General features: G+C 69.5%; 20 protein-coding genes. 10 read left to right on the top strand and 10 right to left on the bottom strand.

What is annotated here, in order from left to right; genetic code table 11:
• Positions 1–22 precede the first annotated feature (22 nt).
• The 3 genes from LPC10_RS10030 (at position 23) to LPC10_RS10020 (ending at position 2,785) form a co-directional block, all read left to right on the top strand.
• The gene (locus tag LPC10_RS10030) at positions 23–1,273 is read left to right on the top strand and encodes a NupC/NupG family nucleoside CNT transporter (RefSeq protein ID WP_231346543.1); all 1,251 of its coding nucleotides are present in this window, start codon (positions 23–25) and stop codon (positions 1,271–1,273) included.
• A 63-nt stretch (positions 1,274–1,336) separates the two neighbouring features.
• Positions 1,337–1,687, top strand: a complete 351-nt coding sequence (locus tag LPC10_RS10025; RefSeq protein ID WP_231346542.1) for a hypothetical protein — start codon at positions 1,337–1,339, stop codon at positions 1,685–1,687.
• 117 nt (positions 1,688–1,804) lie between these two features.
• Complete coding sequence (locus LPC10_RS10020; protein WP_231346541.1) at positions 1,805–2,785, top strand: hypothetical protein; 981 nt, start codon at positions 1,805–1,807, stop codon at positions 2,783–2,785.
• A 36-nt stretch (positions 2,786–2,821) separates the two neighbouring features.
• On the opposite strand, the gene LPC10_RS10015 is transcribed toward LPC10_RS10020, so the two are convergent.
• Entirely contained in the window at positions 2,822–3,121 is a 300-nt protein-coding gene (locus LPC10_RS10015; RefSeq protein ID WP_231346540.1) for a hypothetical protein, read from the bottom strand.
• A 440-nt stretch (positions 3,122–3,561) separates the two neighbouring features.
• On the opposite strand from LPC10_RS10015, the gene LPC10_RS10010 reads away from it, so the two are divergent.
• Positions 3,562–4,884, top strand: coding sequence for a homoserine dehydrogenase (locus tag LPC10_RS10010; RefSeq protein WP_231346539.1), 1,323 nt, complete (start codon positions 3,562–3,564; stop codon positions 4,882–4,884).
• A 176-nt stretch (positions 4,885–5,060) separates the two neighbouring features.
• A complete protein-coding gene (gene glpX / locus LPC10_RS10005; protein WP_231346538.1) occupies positions 5,061–6,056 on the top strand; it encodes a class II fructose-bisphosphatase in 996 nt (331 codons plus the stop codon).
• 64 nt (positions 6,057–6,120) lie between these two features.
• Here the strand turns inward: glpX and LPC10_RS10000 are convergent, their stop codons facing one another.
• The 4 genes from LPC10_RS10000 to purE form a co-directional block, all read right to left on the bottom strand.
• Positions 6,121–6,501 carry a response regulator gene (locus tag LPC10_RS10000; RefSeq protein WP_231346537.1) on the bottom strand — a complete coding sequence of 127 codons (381 nt, stop codon included), beginning with the start codon at positions 6,499–6,501 and terminating at the stop codon, positions 6,121–6,123.
• 423 nt (positions 6,502–6,924) lie between these two features.
• Positions 6,925–7,785 carry a tetratricopeptide repeat protein gene (locus LPC10_RS09995; protein ID WP_231346536.1) on the bottom strand — a complete coding sequence of 287 codons (861 nt, stop codon included), beginning with the start codon at positions 7,783–7,785 and terminating at the stop codon, positions 6,925–6,927.
• Between the two features lie 496 nt (positions 7,786–8,281).
• Positions 8,282–9,409 carry a 5-(carboxyamino)imidazole ribonucleotide synthase gene (locus LPC10_RS09990; RefSeq protein WP_231346535.1) on the bottom strand — a complete coding sequence of 376 codons (1,128 nt, stop codon included), beginning with the start codon at positions 9,407–9,409 and terminating at the stop codon, positions 8,282–8,284.
• Between the two features lie 46 nt (positions 9,410–9,455).
• A complete protein-coding gene (purE, locus tag LPC10_RS09985) occupies positions 9,456–9,968 on the bottom strand; it encodes a 5-(carboxyamino)imidazole ribonucleotide mutase (RefSeq protein WP_231346534.1) in 513 nt (170 codons plus the stop codon).
• A gap of 253 nt (positions 9,969–10,221) precedes the next feature.
• On the opposite strand from purE, the gene LPC10_RS09980 reads away from it, so the two are divergent.
• Positions 10,222–10,398: a DUF3606 domain-containing protein gene (locus tag LPC10_RS09980; RefSeq protein WP_108939906.1), complete on the top strand. Its 177-nt coding sequence runs from the start codon at positions 10,222–10,224 to the stop codon at positions 10,396–10,398.
• Between the two features lie 254 nt (positions 10,399–10,652).
• Here the strand turns inward: LPC10_RS09980 and LPC10_RS09975 are convergent, their stop codons facing one another.
• Positions 10,653–10,874, bottom strand: coding sequence for a YdcH family protein (locus tag LPC10_RS09975; protein ID WP_231346533.1), 222 nt, complete (start codon positions 10,872–10,874; stop codon positions 10,653–10,655).
• Between the two features lie 262 nt (positions 10,875–11,136).
• Here LPC10_RS09975 and LPC10_RS09970 point away from each other — a divergent pair, with 262 nt between their 5' ends.
• Both LPC10_RS09970 and LPC10_RS09965 read left to right on the top strand, forming a co-directional pair.
• Positions 11,137–11,313: a YdcH family protein gene (locus LPC10_RS09970; RefSeq protein WP_003603176.1), complete on the top strand. Its 177-nt coding sequence runs from the start codon at positions 11,137–11,139 to the stop codon at positions 11,311–11,313.
• Between the two features lie 185 nt (positions 11,314–11,498).
• Positions 11,499–13,424, top strand: a complete 1,926-nt coding sequence (locus LPC10_RS09965; protein ID WP_231346532.1) for a propionyl-CoA synthetase — start codon at positions 11,499–11,501, stop codon at positions 13,422–13,424.
• An 82-nt stretch (positions 13,425–13,506) separates the two neighbouring features.
• Here the strand turns inward: LPC10_RS09965 and LPC10_RS09960 are convergent, their stop codons facing one another.
• Positions 13,507–14,193: a DUF2490 domain-containing protein gene (locus LPC10_RS09960; RefSeq protein ID WP_231346531.1), complete on the bottom strand. Its 687-nt coding sequence runs from the start codon at positions 14,191–14,193 to the stop codon at positions 13,507–13,509.
• A 105-nt stretch (positions 14,194–14,298) separates the two neighbouring features.
• The gene (locus LPC10_RS09955) at positions 14,299–14,970 is read right to left on the bottom strand and encodes a ceramidase domain-containing protein (protein WP_231346530.1); all 672 of its coding nucleotides are present in this window, start codon (positions 14,968–14,970) and stop codon (positions 14,299–14,301) included.
• A 99-nt stretch (positions 14,971–15,069) separates the two neighbouring features.
• On the opposite strand from LPC10_RS09955, the gene xth reads away from it, so the two are divergent.
• Together xth and LPC10_RS09945 are read left to right on the top strand one after the other, a co-directional pair.
• Positions 15,070–15,864, top strand: coding sequence for an exodeoxyribonuclease III (gene xth, locus LPC10_RS09950; RefSeq protein WP_231346529.1), 795 nt, complete (start codon positions 15,070–15,072; stop codon positions 15,862–15,864).
• 43 nt (positions 15,865–15,907) lie between these two features.
• Entirely contained in the window at positions 15,908–16,435 is a 528-nt protein-coding gene (locus tag LPC10_RS09945) for an N-acetyltransferase (protein WP_231346528.1), read from the top strand.
• Positions 16,436–16,780: 345 nt separating this feature from the next.
• On the opposite strand, the gene LPC10_RS09940 is transcribed toward LPC10_RS09945, so the two are convergent.
• Both LPC10_RS09940 and ilvD read right to left on the bottom strand, forming a co-directional pair.
• Complete coding sequence (locus LPC10_RS09940) at positions 16,781–17,668, bottom strand: tetratricopeptide repeat protein (protein WP_231346527.1); 888 nt, start codon at positions 17,666–17,668, stop codon at positions 16,781–16,783.
• On the bottom strand, positions 17,655–19,385 hold the full coding sequence (gene ilvD / locus LPC10_RS09935) for a dihydroxy-acid dehydratase (protein ID WP_231346526.1): 1,731 nt from the start codon (positions 19,383–19,385) through the stop codon (positions 17,655–17,657). The genes LPC10_RS09940 and ilvD overlap by 14 nt, the downstream gene beginning before the upstream one ends.
• Positions 19,386–19,475 lie beyond the last annotated feature (90 nt).

The following is a 19,475-nucleotide window of genomic DNA, read 5'->3' as shown; positions in this document are numbered from 1 at the left end:
CTCCCCGCCTGGTGCGAAAAGAATGCTCGACAGGTTGTTCCATGCCGGCGCGAGCCTCGCCCTGCTGCTCGCGGTGGCGTGGCTCTTCTCCGTGAACCGACGGGCGATCCGGCCGCGAGTGGTGCTGGCCGCCCTGGCGCTTCAGGTCGGGATCGGCGCGCTGATGCTGTTCGTGCCCCTCGGGCAGCGGGCGCTCGGCGCGGTCGCGGATGTCGTCACCACCGTGCTCTCCTTCGGCGACCGGGGCACCGCCTTCCTGTTCGGCGGCCTCGTCGAGCCGCGGATGTTCGAGCTGTTCGGCGGCTCCGGCTTCATCCTCGCCCTGCGGGTGCTGCCTCAGATCCTCTACGTCTCGGCCCTGATCGGCGTGCTCTACCATCTGGGCGTGATGCAGGCGCTGGCGCGCGTGCTCGGGGCGGGCTTGCGAAAGGTGCTCGGCACCTCGCCGATCGAATCGTTCTCGGCGGTCATCACCATCTTCATCGGGCAGAGCGAGATCGCCGTGGCCCTGCGCCCCTTCCTCGCGACGCTCACCGCGGCCGAGCTGTTCGCCGTGATGACGAGCGGAGCCGCCTCCACCGCCGGCTCGATCCTCGCCGGCTACGCCGCGCTCGGCGTGCCGATGCCGTATCTGCTGGCCGCGTCCTTCATGGCGATCCCCGGCGGGCTGCTCTACGCCAAGATCCTCGTGCCCTCGACCGAGCCGACGCGCATCGTCACGACGCGGGTGGAGTTCGGCGAGGCGCGCGCGGCCAACCTGATCGAGGCCGCCGCCGACGGCACCCAGAAGGGTCTCGGCGTCGCCGTGGCGGTCGGCGCGATGCTGATCGCCTTCGTCGGGCTGATCGCGCTGGTGAATGCCGCCATCGGCTGGACCGGAGGCCTGTTCGGCTTGTCCGGCCTCTCGATCGAGGGCATCCTCGGCGTCGCGCTGGCGCCGCTCGCCTGGCTGCTCGGCGTGCCGTGGGAGCAGGCGACGCTCGTGGGCGGCGCCATCGGCCAGAAGATCGCCTTCAACGAATTCTTGGCCTATGCCGGCCTGTCTTCGACCCTGAAGGCGGGCACCCTCGATCCGCGCACGAGCGCGATCTTGTGCTTCGCGCTGTGCGGCTTCGCCAATCTCACCTCGGTGGCGATCCAGCTCGCGAGCTTCACCAGCCTCGCCCCCGAGCGCCGCCCCGAGATCGCCCGGTTCGGCCTGCGGGCGATCCTGGCCGGCACGCTGTCGAACCTCACCAGCGCGGCCATCGCCGGCCTGTTCATCGCCGGGTGAGCGGCCGCACGCGAACCTTTCGGCCGGTTTCGTCATTCTGAGAGGATGGAGAACGCGCCCCTCATGGAACAGGCCCGAGCCACGCAGACCGAACGGTCGACCCAGCCGCAGCCCACGGCGCCGGTCACGGCGCGCGACTGGGACGAGCGGGTCGACCGCGCCACCGCGAAGCTTCCGGAGCGGGCGCAGCGCATGGTCCGGTGGCTGCGCGAGCCGGCGCGCTTTCCCGTGCGGCTCGTGGCCGCGATCCTGCTGATGCTCGGCGGCATCTTCTCGATCCTGCCGGTTCTGGGCCTGTGGATGCTGCCGCTCGGCCTCGCGCTACTCGCTCAGGATGTCCCCGGCCTCAAAGTGCCGATGGAGAAGTCCGCCCGTTGGATCGAGCGGCAATGGCGGCGCTGGCGCGGGCGGTAATCCCGGCCCGGCGCCCGGGGCGCTTCGGCGTTCTGCCGCGCTTGACAGGATATTCGCGGCAGACGACCCATCGCGAATGAGCCTCACCCGAGAAGGGCTCTTCGGAGACAACCTGTGATGCCGTTGCGTCTGTTCTCCCGCGGGCTTGCGGCCGCCCTCCTCGCGGCGGCTTTGCTGGCGGGGGCCGTGTCCCTCCCCTCCTCGGCGCGCGCCGAGGATGCGGTTTTCCCGCCGAGCTCCCGCTTCGGCTTCAAGCCTCCCTCGAGCATGGTGCTCTCGAAGCGCTTCACCGGCTTCGAGCGGACCGGCGGCGGCGCGATGCTCTCCGTCGTCGAACTGCCGGCCGGCGCCTATCCGGAACTCAAGCAGAGCTTCACCGACGAGAACCTCAAGACGCAGGGCCTCGTCGTCCAGAGCCGCAAGCCGGTGACGCTCGATGGCGGGGCCGAGGGCGTTCTGTTCACCGGCGAGCCGACGCCGGCCGACGGGAAGGGCATGCCGGCGGCACGCAAGTGGCTTCTGATCGTCGGCGCCAAGGAAGTGACCGGCATCATCATCGCCCAGGCCGCCGTCGAGGCCGAAACCGACGAGACCATGCGCGGCCTGCTCACGGGCGTGCGCATCCGCGGGGCGTTGAGCCTCGACGATCAGGTCGCCGCCCTGCCCTTCCGCATCGGCGATCTCGCGGGCTTCCGCCCGGTCCGGGCGCTGGCGGGCAATTCCGTGCTGCTGACCCTCGGCCCGCGCGATCAGGTCTCGAACCTGGAACAGCCGATTCTGGTGATCGCCCAGGCGGTGCAGCAGGCCACGCCCCAGGAGCAGCGCGACGGCTTCGCCCGCGCCTCGCTCTACGCCAACCAAACGATGAAGGATTTCGTGGTCGAGCGCTCACAGAGCTACCGGCAGAACGGCGTCGACTGGCACGAGATCGTGGCCCGCGCCACCGACATCCCCTCGGGCCAGCCGGTGGTGGTCTCGCAGACGATCCGCTTCAACCCGGACGGCTATATCCGCGCGGTCGGCGTCACCCGCGCCGACCAGCGGGAGCAGATGCTACCGCTGTTCCGCCAAGTGGTGGACAGCCTGCAACTGCGCTGAAACCGACTCCTCCCCGAAGGGAGGAGAGAAGCGGCCTCACTCGCAGACGCGCACGCGCCGGACATAGATGTCGCCGTAGGGGTCGATGGTCTCGCGGCGCTCGAAGTGGCAGATCGGCCCCTCGACATAGACCGGCGGCGGGGGTGCCCGGTAGACCGGCTTGCCCGGATAGTAGGGATCGTTGGCCGCCGCGATGGCGCCGCCGACGGCGAGGCCGCCGAGCAGGCCGAGCGCCGCCGCCCCGCCCGGCCCGATGCCGTCGCGTGCCTGAGCGGCGGGCGCGGCGCCGAGCGCCAGGGCGCCGGCCACAACACCGCCGAGAAGGATGTTCCTCATCGTCGAAACTCCTCAGAATCGCGCCGAGCGCGGTCGCATCACCGTCGGCACCACCGCCGAGCCCGCGGCTCAAGCGTGGCAGTGCCATCGGGGAGAAGAACGCGTGGTTTGAGGCCAATCTTCGGCATGCCGTTTCTCTGCCGGCCGCCACGTGGGTCCCGCGCGAGTCGGGCGTGCGGTGAAACACCTGTGACCGGATCCCTGAGCCGGAGGACCGGGCGGCACATGCGGGCTGCCCCGTTTCCCTTGCCGTGCCGTTTCCTTGCCGCCCCGTTTCCTTGCGCACCGCCCCCAAATCGTTGCAGAAGTGCGCGCCGTTCCGGATGTGTCCCGACGCCCCTCGCCCCACCGCTTCCGAAGCGGGTTCTCGAGCGGCCGTGGATAGCGGGCGGCGATCCGGAACGGATCCGGTGCCAACGTCGATCACGGTGCGAACTCCCATGACGCAGACCCTTCGCCTCGGTATCGCGGGGCTCGGCACGGTCGGTGCCTCCGTCCTGGGCATGGTCGCCCGCCGCGCCGAGGCGCTCACCGCCACGACCGGCCGCACCATCACCGTCACCGCCGTCTCCGCCCGCGACCGGAGCCGCGACCGCGGCGTGGACCTCTCGGGCCTGCACTGGTTCGACGATCCGGTGGAGCTGGCGCGCTCGGGCGAGATCGACGTGTTCGTCGAACTCGTCGGCGGCTCGGAAGGGGCGGCCAAGGCAGCGGTCGAGGCGGCGCTCGGCGCCGGCAAGCATGTCGTGACCGCCAACAAGGCGCTGCTCGCCCATCACGGCGCGGCGCTCGCCCGCCTGGCCGAGGAGCGCGGCGTGGCGCTCGCCTACGAGGCGTCGGTGGCCGGCGGCATCCCGGTGATCAAGGCGATCCGCGAGGGGCTGACCGGCAACACGATCAGCCGCGTCTACGGAATCCTCAACGGCACCTGCAACTACATCCTCAGCCGCATGGAGGCGGAGGGACTGACCTTCGAAGCCTGCCTCAAGGACGCGCAGGCGCTGGGCTACGCCGAGGCCGACCCGACCTTCGACGTCGAGGGCTTCGACACCGCCCACAAGCTCGCCATTCTCACGAGCCTCGCCTTCGGCGTGGAGATCGACGCCGAGGGTGTTTCCGTCGAGGGCATCTCGGCGATCCAGCCCCTCGACCTCACCATGGCCGACGAACTCGGCTACCGTATCAAGCTGCTGGGCGTCGCACAGGCGACCGCCGAGGGCATCGAGCAGCGGGTGCACCCGACCATGGTGGCGAAGGCCTCGGCCATCGCCCAGGTGATGGGCGTGACCAACGCCGTCACAGTCGATGCCGACGCGGTCGGCGAGCTGACCCTGATCGGCCCCGGCGCCGGCGGGGCGGCCACGGCCTCCGCGGTCGTCGCCGACATCACCGATGTGGCGTCCGGTGTCGTGCGCCCGACCTTTGGGCAGCCGGTGGCGAACCTCGCAAGCCCCCGGCGGGTCGAGATGCAGCGCCACGAGGGCGGCTACTACATCCGCCTCACGGTTCACGATCGGACCGGCGTCGCGGCCGGCGTCGCCACCCGGATGGCGGAGGCCAACATCTCGATCGAGAGCATCGTTCAGCGCCGCTCGGCCAAGGCCGCCTCCAGCGACCCGCAGGGCCTGTCCGGCCAGCCGGTGCCGCTGGTGCTGATCACCTACGCCGCCACCGAGGGCAATGTCCGCAAGGCGCTGGCCGCCATCGACCGCGACGGCCTGCTCGCCGAGGCGCCGCAATTGATCCGGATCGAGCGCGAATAGGCCGGAGGCCGGCCGCGCTTCCGGCAAGATGCTGCCGGAGGTAACATCCGGTTCAGGAACGAAACAGCATCACATCGCGTCTCGTCCCGCACGCGCTCGGGCGCAGCCGGGGCGATGGCCGGCAATCGGCACCGGCCGAAAACAGGCCGGACCCAGGGGATAAGGAACGAAGCGCGATGTCGGTGGCCAATACCGGGATCTTCAGCGATCCCACGGCGCGGGGCCTGACGCTCGAACTGGTGCGGGTGACGGAGGCCGCCGCCATCGCCGCAGCCCGCCTGCGCGGCCACGGCCGCGAGAAGGAGGCGGATCAGGCCGCCGTCGATGCCATGCGCGCCGAACTGATGGTGCTGCCGATCGAGGGCCGCGTGGTGATCGGCGAGGGCGAGCGCGACGAGGCCCCGATGCTGTTCATCGGCGAGCCCGTCGGCACCGGCAACGGTCCGTCCGTGGATATCGCGGTCGATCCGCTGGAAGGCACCACGCTCTGCGCCAAGGACATGCCGGGCGCCATCGCTGTGATGGCGCTGGCCGAGCGCGGCTCGCTGCTCGCCGCGCCCGACGTGTACATGCAGAAGATCGCCATCGGCCCCGGCTACCCGCCCGGCACGGTCGATCTCGACTGGAGCCCGGCCCAGAACATCGCCTCGCTCGCCCGCGCCAAGGGCGTCGAGCCCGCAGGCGTCACCGCGATCATCCTCGACCGGCCCCGGCACATGGACCTGATCGCCGCCGTGCGCGACACCGGCGCCAGCATCCGCCTGATCTCGGATGGCGACATCGCCGCGATCATCCACTGCACCAAGCCCGACGAGACCGGCGTCGACATCTACATGGGCACCGGCGCCGCGCCGGAGGGCGTGATCGCCGCGAGCGCGCTGCGCTGCATCGGCGGGCAGATGCAGGGCCGGCTGATCCTCGATTCCGCCGACAAGCGGGCGCGGGCGGCGAAGATGGGCATCACCGAGCCGAACCGGAAATACGACATGCACGACATGGCCCGGGGCGACGTCATCGTCGCGGCCACCGGCGTGACCACCGGGGCCCTGCTCTCGGGCGTGCGTTTCAGCCCCGGCCTGATCGAGACGGAGACGGTGGTCTACCGCTCGAACACCGGCACGGTCCGCCGCATCGCCTGCGAGCACCGGAGGCCGGAGAACGCGCCGGGCTGAACGCGCCCGGCGGCGGCAACGCGATCGTCGGGCCCGCGGTCGATTCGAGGGACGATGCCCGCGCTCAGCAGGCGACGGCCTGGCCGAACAGCGCCTCGGCAAGGCGCGCCGGCTCGATCGGCTTCTCGCAGTGGATCGCGTCCCGCAGGCGGTTCGGAACGGCGTTCTCCTCGTAGCCGGTGGCGAAGACGAACGGCACGCCGCGGGCCCTGAGCGCGTCGGCGACCGGGAAGACCATGACCTCGCGCAGGTTGATGTCGAGGACCGCGCCGTCGATGCGGGGGGTTTCCGCAATCATCGCCAGGGCGTCGTCGATGTTCCCGACGGGACCGATCACCTGCGCCCCGTTCTCCTCGAACACACGCCGCATATCATCGGCGATGAAGTACTCGTCCTCGACCACGAGGACACGCCGTCCGTTGAGCAGCTCGGATCCATCCGACATCGGCCTACCCTCCACTCGCCCCGATCCGTTCGGGATCGCGTCGGGATGGGAGTATAGACCGGGAAATGCTTTTCGCGGAGCCTCGCTCACAGGTTTCACGTTGCCCGCAACCGGAAGCCGGGCTCGCCAGTGGAGCGGCCGGACGCCTCCTCGAGATTCGGCGGCCGGCTCTCAGCGATGGTGTTGCGCTGCGCCTTTCGACGGGGAGGTGCGCCGGCCTCTCGAAAGGAGACGCGTTGACGCCAGGATCGCGGCCGCCGACCTGATGCCATCAGATCGGCGACGGCGCTCGCGCATCGCCCCGAAAGGCGGTCCGCCGGACTTTCGAAACGGGCGACGTCTTAGAGTGCCTCACAAAACTCCCAGTCACCGACCGTTCTCGCCCTGGCGAGGACAGCGCGACGGGCGTTTTGTGAGAGACACTTAGAACAGGCCGCCCTGCATGCGGCCGACGCCCTGCTTGGCCACGGCGTTGTTGGGGTCGAGGCGAGCCGCCTGCTGGTAGCTCTCGCTCGCCTCCTTGCGGCGGTTCGTCTTCTCGTAGGCGAGGCCGCGATAGGCCCAGGACCCGGCATCCTTCGCGTTGACATTGAGCGCCGCGTTGAAGTCCTCGATCGCCTTGTCGTACTGGCCCAGCGAGATCAGGCTCTGGCCGCGGGCGGCGTAGGGCGCGGCGACGAAGGGATTGCGGTCGATCGCGGCCGCGAAGTCGCCGATCGCCTCCGGGTTCTGGCCCTGCTTCTGCCGCACGAGACCGCGGGCGTGGTAGGCCTCGGCCGATTCGGGGGCGAGACGGATCGCGACGTTGAGGTCGTTGAGCGCGCCGTTGAGGTCGCCCTGCGCGCGCTCGAGGTTGGCCCGGCCGATATAGGCGGCGGAGAAGTTCGGATCGGTGGCGATCGCCTTCGAGAAATCCTGCATCGCGGCGTCGTTGCGGCCGGTCTGGCGGTAGGCGAGCGCCCGGTTGTTGTAGGCCGAGGCCGAGTTCGGATCGAGCTGGATCGCCTTCGAGAAATCGGTGATCGCCTCGCCGAACTGGCCCGAGCGGGCATAGGCGGCCCCGCGGGTGACGTAGGCGCCGGCATCCGAGGGGTTGCGCGAGATCACGTCGCTGAGCGAGGCGATGTTGACGTTGGTGGCGCCCGTGGTGTCGGTCTCCAGCACCGCGAACTGGCGCGGGGCGGTCGCGCTGCCATAGGTCTCGCAGCCGGCCAGCGCCGCGGCCGTCAGCGCGAGGGCCCCGATCAGCCCCGCCTTGCGTCCGTCCAGCGTCATCCCGATCATCTTCACGTTCTCCCCCGCGCCCGCTCGTCCGGATCTCCGCGGCGGCCCCTCAAGGGCCCGGATCATCCCGTCGCGCGCACGCTGCCGCAACACGGTGAATGGGCGCTTAAACGGTCTCGCAAAACATCCGCATGGCCGGCGCGGGCCGTGAAGCGGAGGTTTTTGAGCCGAAACCGGTCAAGAGCGGGCTCGTTCGTCCGGCGAAGACCGGTAGAACGCGCACCGTGCTTTCCGCGAACGCCCTGTCCTCTCCGCTGAAACCTCGGGATGTGGCGAAGGTGTGGCTCGCGTCTTCAACGCTTCGGCCGAGGCACCGAACGGGGTTCGACGGAGGTTTGCTGTTGCGAAGAGGCGACAGATCGAACGGCTCAGCGTCGGAGTCGCTCGATGCGCGCCCTCGCGCCGAACCGGCGGCGATTTCGCCGGGGAGCACCTCAGCCGGGCAGCTTGAGTGTCTCTCACAGCACGCCCGCTGCCCGCGCCAGAGCGAGAACGGTCAGTGAGCGGGCGTTTTTTGAGGCACTCCGAGCCGGGTGACGTGGCCCATCTTGCGGCCGGGGCGGGCCTCGGCCTTGCCGTAGAGGTGAAGGTGGGCACCCGGCTCCGCCAGCAGTCCGGCCCAGGCCTCGGCCTGATCGCCGATGAGGTTCTCCATCTCCACCGCCATGCCGCCGGTGCGGGCGGTGTCGCCCAGCGGCCAGCCGCAGACGGCGCGCACGGTCTGCGCGAATTGGGAGGTCAGCGCGCCCTCGATCGTCCAGTGCCCGGAATTGTGCACGCGCGGCGCGATCTCGTTGACGACGAGGCGGGCGGCGCCGTCAGCCCCGGCGATCTCGAACATCTCGACCGCAAGCACGCCGACATAGTCCAGCGCCTCGGCGATGGAGCGAGCGATGGCGATGGCCGCCTCACCGGTCGCGCGCGTCAGCCCCGGCGCGGGCACGCGCGTGAGGGCGAGGATATGGTCGCGGTGCTCGTTGGCGCAGGGGTCGTAGGCCGCGAACGCGCCATCGGGTCCGCGGGCGGCGACCACCGAGATCTCGCGCTCGAACGGCACGAAGCCTTCGAGGATGCAGGGCACGCCCTTGAACTCGGCCAAAAGGGCGGCCGGGTCGTCGCCCTCGCGGATCATCCGCTGGCCCTTGCCGTCATAGCCGAAGCGCCGGGTCTTCAGCACGGCGGGACGGCCCAGCACCTCCAGGGCCCGGATCAGATCCTCGACCGTGTCGACCGCCCGGTAGGGCGCCGTCGGGATGCCAAGCGACGTGACGAAATCCTTCTCGGAGAGGCGATCCTGCGTGGTGAGCAGCGCCGTCGCGCTCGGGCGCAGGGTCGCGTGCTCGGCCAGCACCGCGGCGGTGGCGTGGGGGATGTTCTCGAACTCGTAGGTGACGACGTCGCAGGCATCGGCGAAGGCAGCGAGCGCCGCCGCGTCGTCATAGGGCGCGAGCGTGTGGGCATGGGCCACGTCGAAGGCCGGACTGTCGGCGTCGGGGGCGTAGATGTGGACCTTGAGGCCGTACTGGGCCGCGGCGAGCGCGATCATGCGCCCGAGCTGGCCGCCGCCGACGATGCCGAGGGTGCCGCCGGGCCGGACGTTCGGCGTGGACGTGGAAGAAGCCATGGTGATTCGTGTCGTTGTCAGGCTTGTGAGGTCAGGCTTGCCAAAATCAGGTTTGCAAAGGGTCCGGACGCTCGGCGACGGCCTCGGTCTGGCGGGCGCGCCATGCGTCGAGCCGTTCGGCCAAGTCGGCATCGGTCAGCGCCAGCACGGCGGTGGCGAGCAGGGCGGCATTGACGGCGCCGGCCCGGCCGATCGCCAGGGTGCCGACGGGGATGCCGGCGGGCATCTGCACGATGGAGAGCAGGCTGTCCTGGCCCGAGAGCGCCCTGGACTCGACGGGCACGCCGAAGACCGGCAGCGGCGTCATCGCCGCCGCCATGCCGGGCAGATGTGCCGCGCCGCCCGCGCCCGCGATCACCACCTTGAAGCCGGCCTCCCGCGCGCCCTTGGCGAAGGCGACGAGCCGGTCCGGGGTGCGATGGGCCGAGACGATGCGGGCATCGTAGGCGACGCCGAGCGCGTCCAGCGTCTCGGCGGCATTGCGCATGGTTGCCCAGTCCGACTGGCTTCCCATGATGATCGCGACCGGGGGCGATCCCAGCATCGTCGTCTGGCCCATGACAGAGGGAGCGGGCCTGTCAGCCCGCGAGAAGGCCGAATAACAGGGCGCGCTGCACCCCGGCAAGGCAGGTGGCTCGGCAAGGTGTTGAGCGACGTGTCGGGCGGCCACGCGCCGATACTCCGAGGATCGCCCGAACCTTGCAAAAATCTCGCGGATTCCCGCCGTATCGCCCGGAGCCGAAATCGACCGACCGCGTTGTGAAGGAAACGGCCATCGGTGGCCGGTCCCCTTGATTTCAGCGAGCCCTCAAATGTCCTCCGTGGACCAGAACCTGCGCGCCCGCAACACGACCCATATCGACATCCACGACAGCACCACCCGCAAGCACTGGGCCGATCTGCTCCAGGTCTCCGACGAACGCCTGCGCAAGGCGGTCCGGATGGTCGGGACCCGCGTGTCCAGCGTCTCGGCCTATCTCGCCAAGTAACTTATCTCGCGGCCCAAGCCGCAGACGACAGCGCACCAGCACGGTGCTGGTCAGGATGAGACGGTTTCCGGCTGATCGAACCGGCGCTGTGCCAACCCTGTCATCGGGAGGCGGGGACGAAGCAATCCAGAGCGCGACTTCTCCGGATAGATCGCGCCCGGGATTGCCACGGCTCCGCCTCGCCATGACAGAGGCCAGGCCCACGCCTTCAGAAGAAGGCCGTATCGTCGCCCGGCCTCTTCCTACGCGATTTCCTACGCGATGATGTCCGGCGTGATCTGATCTTCGAGATGGGTGATCCGGTCGCGCAGAACCAGCTTGCGCTTCTTCAGCCGCTGCAACTGGAGCTGATCGATGGCGACGCTGAGCTTCAGCGCCTCGATGGCTTCGTCGAGATCCCGGTGCTCTTCCCGCAACCGACTGAGTTCCCCGGCCGGATCCGCGACCGCATCGTTGGCAACCTCGTCCGCCATCATTGCTCGAAACACATCACCGGCCTTGACCGGGGGCGACCATGCGCCAAGCCCGACCGTGGGGCAAGGCGCAGAACCGGGTTCTCCCGCCCCGTCGGAGCTGGCAACGGTCAAGTTTAGCCCCGACCGTCACTTCACCCCCACTCCTGAAGATTTGAAATCACCTTGTTACGGACTCATCCATTTTGCCGCCGAATGGCTTCGACACGCCCGCCATCCTGTGCCAGTCTACCCCCGTCCGAAACAGTGACAGGAGCGACACCTCATGTCCTTGCAGACGCATTTGAGCCAGCTCGCCGCCAAGCACGAAGCCCTGGAGCGCGAGCTTCACCACGCGATGCAATCCCTCGCCAGTGACGATCTCCGCATCGCCGAACTCAAGCGCAAGAAACTGCACCTCAAGGACGAAATCGAGCGCCTGCGCGGAGACACCCTCCACTAGCAGCCCTCCGGCCGGCCGCGTCCCGGAAGACGTCGCCGGCTCCTCTCCGAACTCGGACCATGCCCTCACCGCCGCCTGGGACACCAGCGCGGCGGTTCTGCTGTCTGGCCGGCGCGCGGCGGAGAATTCCGCGCTATCATCGTCCTCGAACGGGCCGGGCCAACCGGCCGCACGAGGAAACGCCGATGTCCGTCGCCCCGCCTACTGACGGTGCCTACGCCGCCCTTCACGCCGCCTCGCTCGCCGACAAGGAGGGCTTCTGGCTGAAGGCCGCCGCGGCGATCGATTGGGATGTTGCGCCGACCCGCGCCTTCGATCCGGAGCAGGGCGTCTACGGCCGCTGGTTCCCGGATGCCCGGCTCAATGTCTGCCGCAACGCCGTCGACCGGCATGCGGAAGGCGGCCGTGCCGACCAGGCCGCAATCATCCATGATTCGCCCGTCACCGGTACCCGGCGCACGATCACCTACGGCGCGCTGCGCGACGAGGTGGCGGTGCTCGCCGGCCTGCTGAGCGACCTCGGCGTGGGTCACGGCGACCGTGTCGTGATCTACATGCCGATGGTGCCGGAAGCCCTGTTCGGGATGCTGGCCTGCGCCCGGATCGGCGCGATCCACTCGGTGGTGTTCGGGGGCTTCGCCGCCAACGAACTCGCCGCCCGGATCGAGGATGCCGCGCCCAAGGTGATCCTGGCCGCCTCCTGCGGCATCGAGCCGGCCCGCACCGTCGCCTACAAACCCCTGCTCGATGCGGCGATCGAGCGTTCCAGCCACAAGCCCGACGCCTGCCTGATCCTGCAGCGACCGCAGGCCGAAGCCAGCCTGATCGAGGGGCGCGACCGCGATTGGGCCCAGAGCGTCGCGCGGGCCCGCGCGGCCGGGCGCCGGGCCGACCCGGTGCCGGTCGCAGCGACCGACCCGCTCTACATCCTCTACACCTCGGGCACGACCGGGCGCCCCAAGGGCGTGGTGCGCGACAGCGGCGGCTACTGCGTCGCGCTGACATGGTCGATGGCTAACCTCTACGGTGTCGCGCCCGGCGAGGTCTATTTCTGCGCCTCCGACATCGGCTGGGTGGTGGGCCATTCCTACATCGTCTACGCGCCGCTGCTGCACGGCTGCACGACGGTGCTCTACGAGGGCAAGCCGGTCGGTACGCCGGATGCCGGCGCCTTCTGGCGGGTCGCGGCCGAGCACGGTGTTTGCACCCTGTTCACCGCGCCGACGGCGCTCCGCGCGATCAAGAAGGAGGATCCGCGGGCCGACCAGATCGGCGGCTACGATCTGTCGAAGTTCCGCGCCCTGTTCCTGGCCGGCGAGCGGGCCGATCCGGATTCGGTGGCCTGGGCCGAGCGGGCGCTGGAGCGGCCGGTGGTCGACCATTGGTGGCAGACCGAGACCGGCTGGGCGATCGCCGGCAACCCGATCGGCATCGAGCGGCTGCCGGTGAAATACGGCTCCACCGCCAAGCCGATGCCGGGCTACGACCTCCACGTGCTCGACGAATCCGGCAAGCCTGTCCCGCCCGGTACGATGGGCACCATCGCCCTCAAGCTCCCGCTGCCGCCGGGCTGCCTGCCGACCCTGTGGGGCTCGGACGCGCGCTTCCGCCAGAGCTATCTCTCGACCTTCCCCGGCTACTACGACACCTCGGATGCGGGCGTGGTGGATGCGGACGGCTACGTCACGGTGCTGGGCCGGACCGACGACATCATCAACGTCGCCGGCCATCGCCTCTCCACCGGCGGCATGGAGGCGGTGCTGGCCTCGCATCCGGACGTCGCCGAATGTGCGGTGATCGGCATCCGCGATTCATTGAAGGGCGAGGCGCCCTGCGGCTTCGTGGTGCTCAAGGCCGGTGTTGCCAAGGACCCGGAGACGATCGAGCGCGAGTTGGTCGCCCGCATCCGTGAGGAGATCGGCCCCGTGGCCGCCTTCAAGCTGGCACTGACTGTCGGCCGCCTGCCGAAGACGCGCTCCGGAAAGATCCTGCGCGGCACGATGAAGCGCATCGCCGACGGCGAGGAATTTTCGATGCCGCCGACCATCGAGGACCCGACCGCCCTGGAGGAGATCGGCGACAGCCTGAAGGCGCGCGGGATCGGAGGGTAGAGCCTCACCCCGAAAGGTGGCCACCGGCTTTCGGGACGAGGCTTTAGACCCGCGCCGCATCCTGCGGACTTCAGGTCCCGGTTCAGTTCCGCACGGACAGGTTCAGGGACAGGATGTGATCCACCTCCGTGCCGCCGGCCGATGCCCGCGCGGTCTGGTTCATGTAGCCGACCTCGACGGTCGATTCCCCGCCGATCGGGACTTCGAGCCCGACAAAGGTGCGGACGCGATCGAAGCCGGCGCGGGTGCCCCAATCGGTGTCGTTCAGCGCCACGAACGCCTCCACCCATCCGACCGCCGAGACGCTGTCCTTCTCTTGCGTCAGCGCCTTGGCGAATCGCAGGTTCTCGCGCAGGCGAAAGCCCACGTCCCGCCCGGCGGACTGCCAGCGCTGCTCGAAGCGGGTGCGGGAGGAGACCTTCACGCCGGAGATCTCGCCGATCTTCCAGTTGATCTCCTGGAAGCTGCGATCCTCGAACCGCACGGGGCCCGTCCCGCCGCGGGTCTCGACATAGGCGTAGCCCTGGTAGAGCGTGAGCCTGTCATTGACCTTCCAGCCGATCGCCGGGCGCAGGATCAGCTGATCGAGCTGCGAGATGCCGTTGCCGAAGCGCGGCTGAACCTCGGCGAAGAAGGCCAGATCCCCGACCGACCCGAACAGGGTGGTGTTGATCCAGAGCTGTCCGTCCTGAACCGTCTCGGAGGCGGCCCGCCCTCCCGACACGGCAAGGCACAGGGCGGCCAGGAGGAGACGTGTGCGTCCGATCACGATCCAATCCCCCGCGGCATCGGCCCATCGCCGGCCGCCGCCCTTGTTCGAGCGGGAATTGTCCGCGCTGGAGACGAATCGTCAAGCTTGTCACCGAGGCGCGCTTCAGGCCCGGCGCTCGGACCTGAACCGGGCTGCCACGGCGAGCAGGCGGTAGAGCACCACCGCGTTGAGCCCGTGCCAGAGGAAATGCGTGCCGAGCGGCAAGTGCGCGCAGACGCCGACATCCACCGTGCGGAAGGCGAGTGAGACGAGGAAGAGACCGGCGGTGGCGAGCACGGAGCGGGCGGCGGCGGGCGACCGCCTCAGGAGCGCGAGGCCGACGCCGAGCAGCGCCAGGATCGCCGGAGCGTAGTCGATCGAGCCGTTGGTGAGAGCCGAGACCGAGCGCCCGGTCAGCGCATCGAGGGCCGGCGTCAGGCCGAAGCTCAGGGTGGCGAAGCCCAGCGTGAGGGCAGTCGCTGCCGGCGGCCGGAGGCCGAAGAAGCGGACCATGGCCAGCGCGAAGTAGCCGTAGATGAAGACGGCGATGGGGATCACGTCGGCCAGCATCGACCAGCGGTTCGCCAGCGTGTGGAACAGGAACGAGCCGATCCCCACCACGAAGGTCACGGCGGCGAGTGCCAGGACCGGGCCGTCGCCACGGGCGCGCCGCGCCGCGAGCCCGGCCGCGATGAGGAAGGCGGCGTTCGTCAGGGCATTGATCGGCTCGGCCCAGAAGCCGGCATCGCCGCGCTCGCAATAGGCCCGAACCGGCTCGAACCACGACGCGTCCATGATGATCTCCTCCGCGCCCGCTCAAGCCCAGGTGCCTTGCCAGGGCCGCGCGAAGGCCCGATGACGGGAGCCCCTCCGGCCGAGCCACCTCCGAGCCCCATGCGGATCACCACCTGGAACGTCAATTCGATCAAGCAGCGGGTCGGCCACCTGCTGGGCTTCCTCGACGAGGCCAAGCCCGACGTCGTCTGCCTGCAGGAGCTGAAATGCCAGGACACGGCCTTCCCGCGGGCCGAGATCGAGGCGGCGGGCTACGCGGTCGAGACGCTGGGGCAGAAGGCCTATAACGGCGTCGCCCTGCTGGTGCGCGCGCCGCTGCAATACACCCAATTGCTGCGCGGCCTGCCGGGCGACGCCGAGGACGAGCAGGCGCGCTACATCGAGGCGCTGGTGCACGGCGAGGGCACGGCGCCGGTGCGGATCGCCTCGATCTACCTGCCGAACGGCAACCCCGCGCCGGGGCCGAAATACGCCTATAAGCTCGCCTTCATGGCCCGCCTGCGGACCCATGCCCGCGCCCTGATGGCGACCGAGGAGGCGCTGGTGCTGGCGGGCGACTTCAACGTCATCCCCGAGCCGGAGGACGCCGCCGATCCGGCCGCCTGGACGCAGGACGCGCTGTTCCTGCCCGAGACCCGCCGCGCCTTCCGCGCGCTTCTGGCGGAAGGGTTCACGGACGGCCTGCGGGCCTGCGAGCCGAGCGCCGGGCTCTACACCTTCTGGGATTATCAGGCCGGATGCTGGCCGCGGAATCAGGGCATCCGCATCGACCACCTGCTGCTCTCGCCGCAAGCCGCCGATCGCCTCGTCTCGGCCTCCGTGCAGAAGCATCTGCGTGGGCTGGAGAAGCCCTCCGACCACGTGCCGGTGACGGTGGAGCTGAGCGACGGGTGATCGGGCTCCCTCATAGGCGGCCGCTTGCTCTCGGAGACGATTGATGGAACTCGGCGAGCTTGAACGTCTGAGCGGACACCATCTGGTAGCGGGCTTCGATGCAGGGCCGGCCGATCAGCGCGGACAGGCTTCATGGTTGCGCGAGCGCGGGTTCGCCAACGACCGGCAGGGCCTCACTCGGGTTTTCGTTGCTACTCTGGCAGAGACGCTGCAAGTGGGGGCGTTCTTCGGCTTGGCTCCGAGCGTCGTTATCCGGGCCGAACTGCCCCGAAGGCTCCGCCCCCATGGAACACCGCCGACCATCCCCGCTTGGCTCATCGCGCGCCTTGCCGTCGATCGCAGCGTTCAAGGACGCGGCTTTGGACGCGATTTGATGCTGGCAGCACTCAGTCGCATACTCGTTGCACACGAGCATGGCGGTGGAGCCCTCGCCAGCGTCGATGCCGTCGGCGAGAAGGCGCAACGACTCTACACCCATTACGGGTTCGTCCCGATCAGCAATACGGGTGAGGACACCGTTCGGATGGCGGTGCCCATGGCGACGATCGCGGCCTTGCTTCGCACGCCGTGAGGATCGACCGTCCGGCGATCATTTCCAGCGCCGTTGCGCAACCTCGTGCCGGAGTTCGTCCGAGACCTCGGGCGGCTTGTCGAGAAGCGCCAGCAAGACGTCGAAAGTCTGTTCCGAGACAAGCGTCACGTCACCAGAGTCTCGGGCGGACTGTTCGATCGCCCGAGACTCTGGGCGCGGACGGACACGCTCGCGCGATCCGCCGCCTAAGGCAAGGCGGCGGGCACGGATACGGCCTGTTGAGCGAGCACGCTTCTTCATCGGGGTCCCAGACGTAAATCTACACCCGCGCGCGCCCTCCGACCATAGACGTCCGGGACATTTCCCGCGCCGGGTGCGGCTGCCTCACCGCCGCCGCCGGGTCGAGCCTGTCGGCAGCGACTGTGCCTGCGCCATCGCGTCGGCCCGGTCGGCCTCGCTCGCCGAGGCCCAGGCCTTGTCGTAGAGGTTGACGATCCAGGTATCCGCCGTGCCCTGCGCGCCGGTGCGGGCGATGGCGAGCCAAGTCAGGCCCTTCACGGTCTGGCGCTGGACGCCGGTGCCGTTGACGAGCATGTCGCCGAGCAGTGCCTGGGCCGGACGGTGCCCCTTCTCGGCGGCGAGGTTGAACCAGCGCGCGGCCTTGCGCGGATCCTGCTCGACGCCAGTGCCGTCGAGATAGAGCCGGGCGAGGTTGTACTGTGCGTTGGGGTCGCCGAAATACGACGCCGCGTAGTTGAACATGTCGTAGGCGCGCTCGGCGTTCGGGCGCACGTAGGTGCCTTTGATCCCCTCCAGGAAGTAGGTGCCGAGCGCGTTGAAGGCGCTCGCCACCACGCCGGAATTCGGGGTGTCGGGCGAATCGTCGGTGTTGTCGTCGGCGATGCGCGAGAAATACTCGAACGCCTTGAGATCGTCGTGGGGCACGCCGTCGCCGTCCGCGTACATGCGGCCGAGCTTCCACAGCGCCAGGGTCTGGCCCTGGTCGGCGGCGTATTCGAGCGCACGCACGGCGCCTTGCTTGTCGCCCGCATTGTAGTCGCGCACGCCCGAGCGCAGGGCGTCGCGGCCCGAGCGGTACACCTTCTCGGGGACCGGCGTGCGGGCCGTCGCGTCGAGCGCCGTGCCGGGATCGACGGCGGCGATCGCCAGCGCGAACCCCAAAAATCCAGCGAGCAGACCCGCGCGGAGCCGACCTAGATCGACCCCGGCCGGCCGCGCGGGCCGGAGAGGGACGGTCCTAGATGTCGGCATAGCTCTGCGTCTCCCTGGCGCCGCCCGGATGGGTCACGGCGCCGTTCACCGCAGGCCCGACGGTCTGCGCATATTTCCAGAGGTAACCGGAGGTCGCGGCATTGCCCCGCGGCGTCCACGCGGCCCGGCGCTGGGCCAGTTCCTCGTCGGAGAGCGCCACGTCGAGTGTCCCCTTGATCGCGTCCAGCGTGATGATGTCGCCGTCGCGCAGGAGTCCGATCGGCCCGCCGATGGCGGCCTCGGGGCCGACATGGCCGACGCAGAAGCCGCGGGTCGCGCCGGAAAAGCGTCCGTCGGTGATCAGCGCCACCTTGTCGCCCATGCCCTGGCCGTAGAGGGCGGCGGTGGTCGAGAGCATCTCGCGCATGCCGGGGCCTCCCTTCGGGCCCTCGTAGCGGATGACCAGAACGTCGCCGGGCTTGTAGGTGCGGTTCTGCACCGCCTCGAAACAGGCTTCCTCACCGTCGAAGACGCGGGCCGGACCGGTGAAGACTTGGCTTTCCGCGGGCATGCCGGCGACCTTCACGATCGCACCCTCGGGGGCGAGGTTGCCCTTGAGGCCGACCACGCCGCCGGTGACGGTGATCGGCTGGTCGGCCGGGCGCACCACGTCCTGATCCGGATTCCAGGCGACCTTGGCGAGGTTTTCCGCAATCGTCCGGCCCGTGACGGTGAGGCAGTCGCCGTGCAGGTAGCCGTGATCGAGCAGGGTCTTCATCAGCAGCGGGATGCCGCCGACCTCGAACATGTCCTTGGCCACGTAGCGCCCGCCGGGCTTCAGGTCGGCGATGTAGGGGGTACGCTTGAAGATCTCGGCGACGTCGAACAGGGTGAACTCGATGCCGCACTCGTGCGCGATCGCCGGCAGGTGCAGCGCCGCGTTGGTCGAGCCGCCCGAGGCCGCCACCGTCGCGGCGGCGTTCTCCAGCGCCTTGCGGGTGACGATGTCGCGCGGGCGGATGTTCTTGGCGATCAGCTCCATCACCTTCTCGCCGGCCGCCGCGCAGAATTGGTCGCGGATCTCGTAAGGAGCCGGCGCGCCGGCCGAGTAAGGCAGCGCGAGGCCGATCGCCTCGGAGACGGTGGCCATGGTGTTGGCGGTGAACTGCGCGCCGCAGGCGCCGGCGGAGGGGCAGGCGACCCGCTCCAGCTCGTCGAGATCGTCGAGGCTCATGTCACCGACGGCGACTTTGCCGACCGCCTCGAACAGGTCCTGCACGGTGACCGGCCGGCCGCGGAACGAGCCGGGCAGGATCGAGCCGCCATAGATGAAGATCGAGGGCACGTTGAGGCGCACCATGGCCATCATCATGCCGGGGAGCGACTTGTCGCAGCCGGCCAGGCCGACGAGGGCGTCGTAGGAATGGCCGCGGATCGTCAGTTCAACCGAGTCGGCGATGACCTCGCGCGAGGGCAGCGAGGCGCGCATGCCGCCGTGCCCCATGGCGATGCCGTCGGTGACGGTGATGGTGCAGAACTCGCGCGGGGTGCCCTTGGCGGCGGCGACGCCCTTCTTCACGGCCTGTGCCTGGCGCATCAGCGAGATGTTGCAGGGTGCGGCCTCGTTCCAGCACGAGGCGACGCCGACCAGCGGCTGGTGGATCTGCTCGGTGGTCAGACCCATGGCGTAGAGGTACGAGCGGTGGGGTGCGCGCTCGGGCCCTTCCGTCACGTGCCGGCTCGGCAGCTTCGACTTGTCGGTCTGACGCGCGTCCATCGCTGATCTCGTGCCCCGGTCCGGTTACGCCCCCGAGGCCGCGCCGCCCGCTACGGCTTCACGCGGAAAAACGTCCTTCGACGTCCTCGA

Source organism: Methylorubrum sp. B1-46, assembly GCF_021117295.1.
Lineage (GTDB): Bacteria > Pseudomonadota > Alphaproteobacteria > Rhizobiales > Beijerinckiaceae > Methylobacterium.
This window is presented reverse-complemented; position numbering and strand designations above follow the sequence as displayed.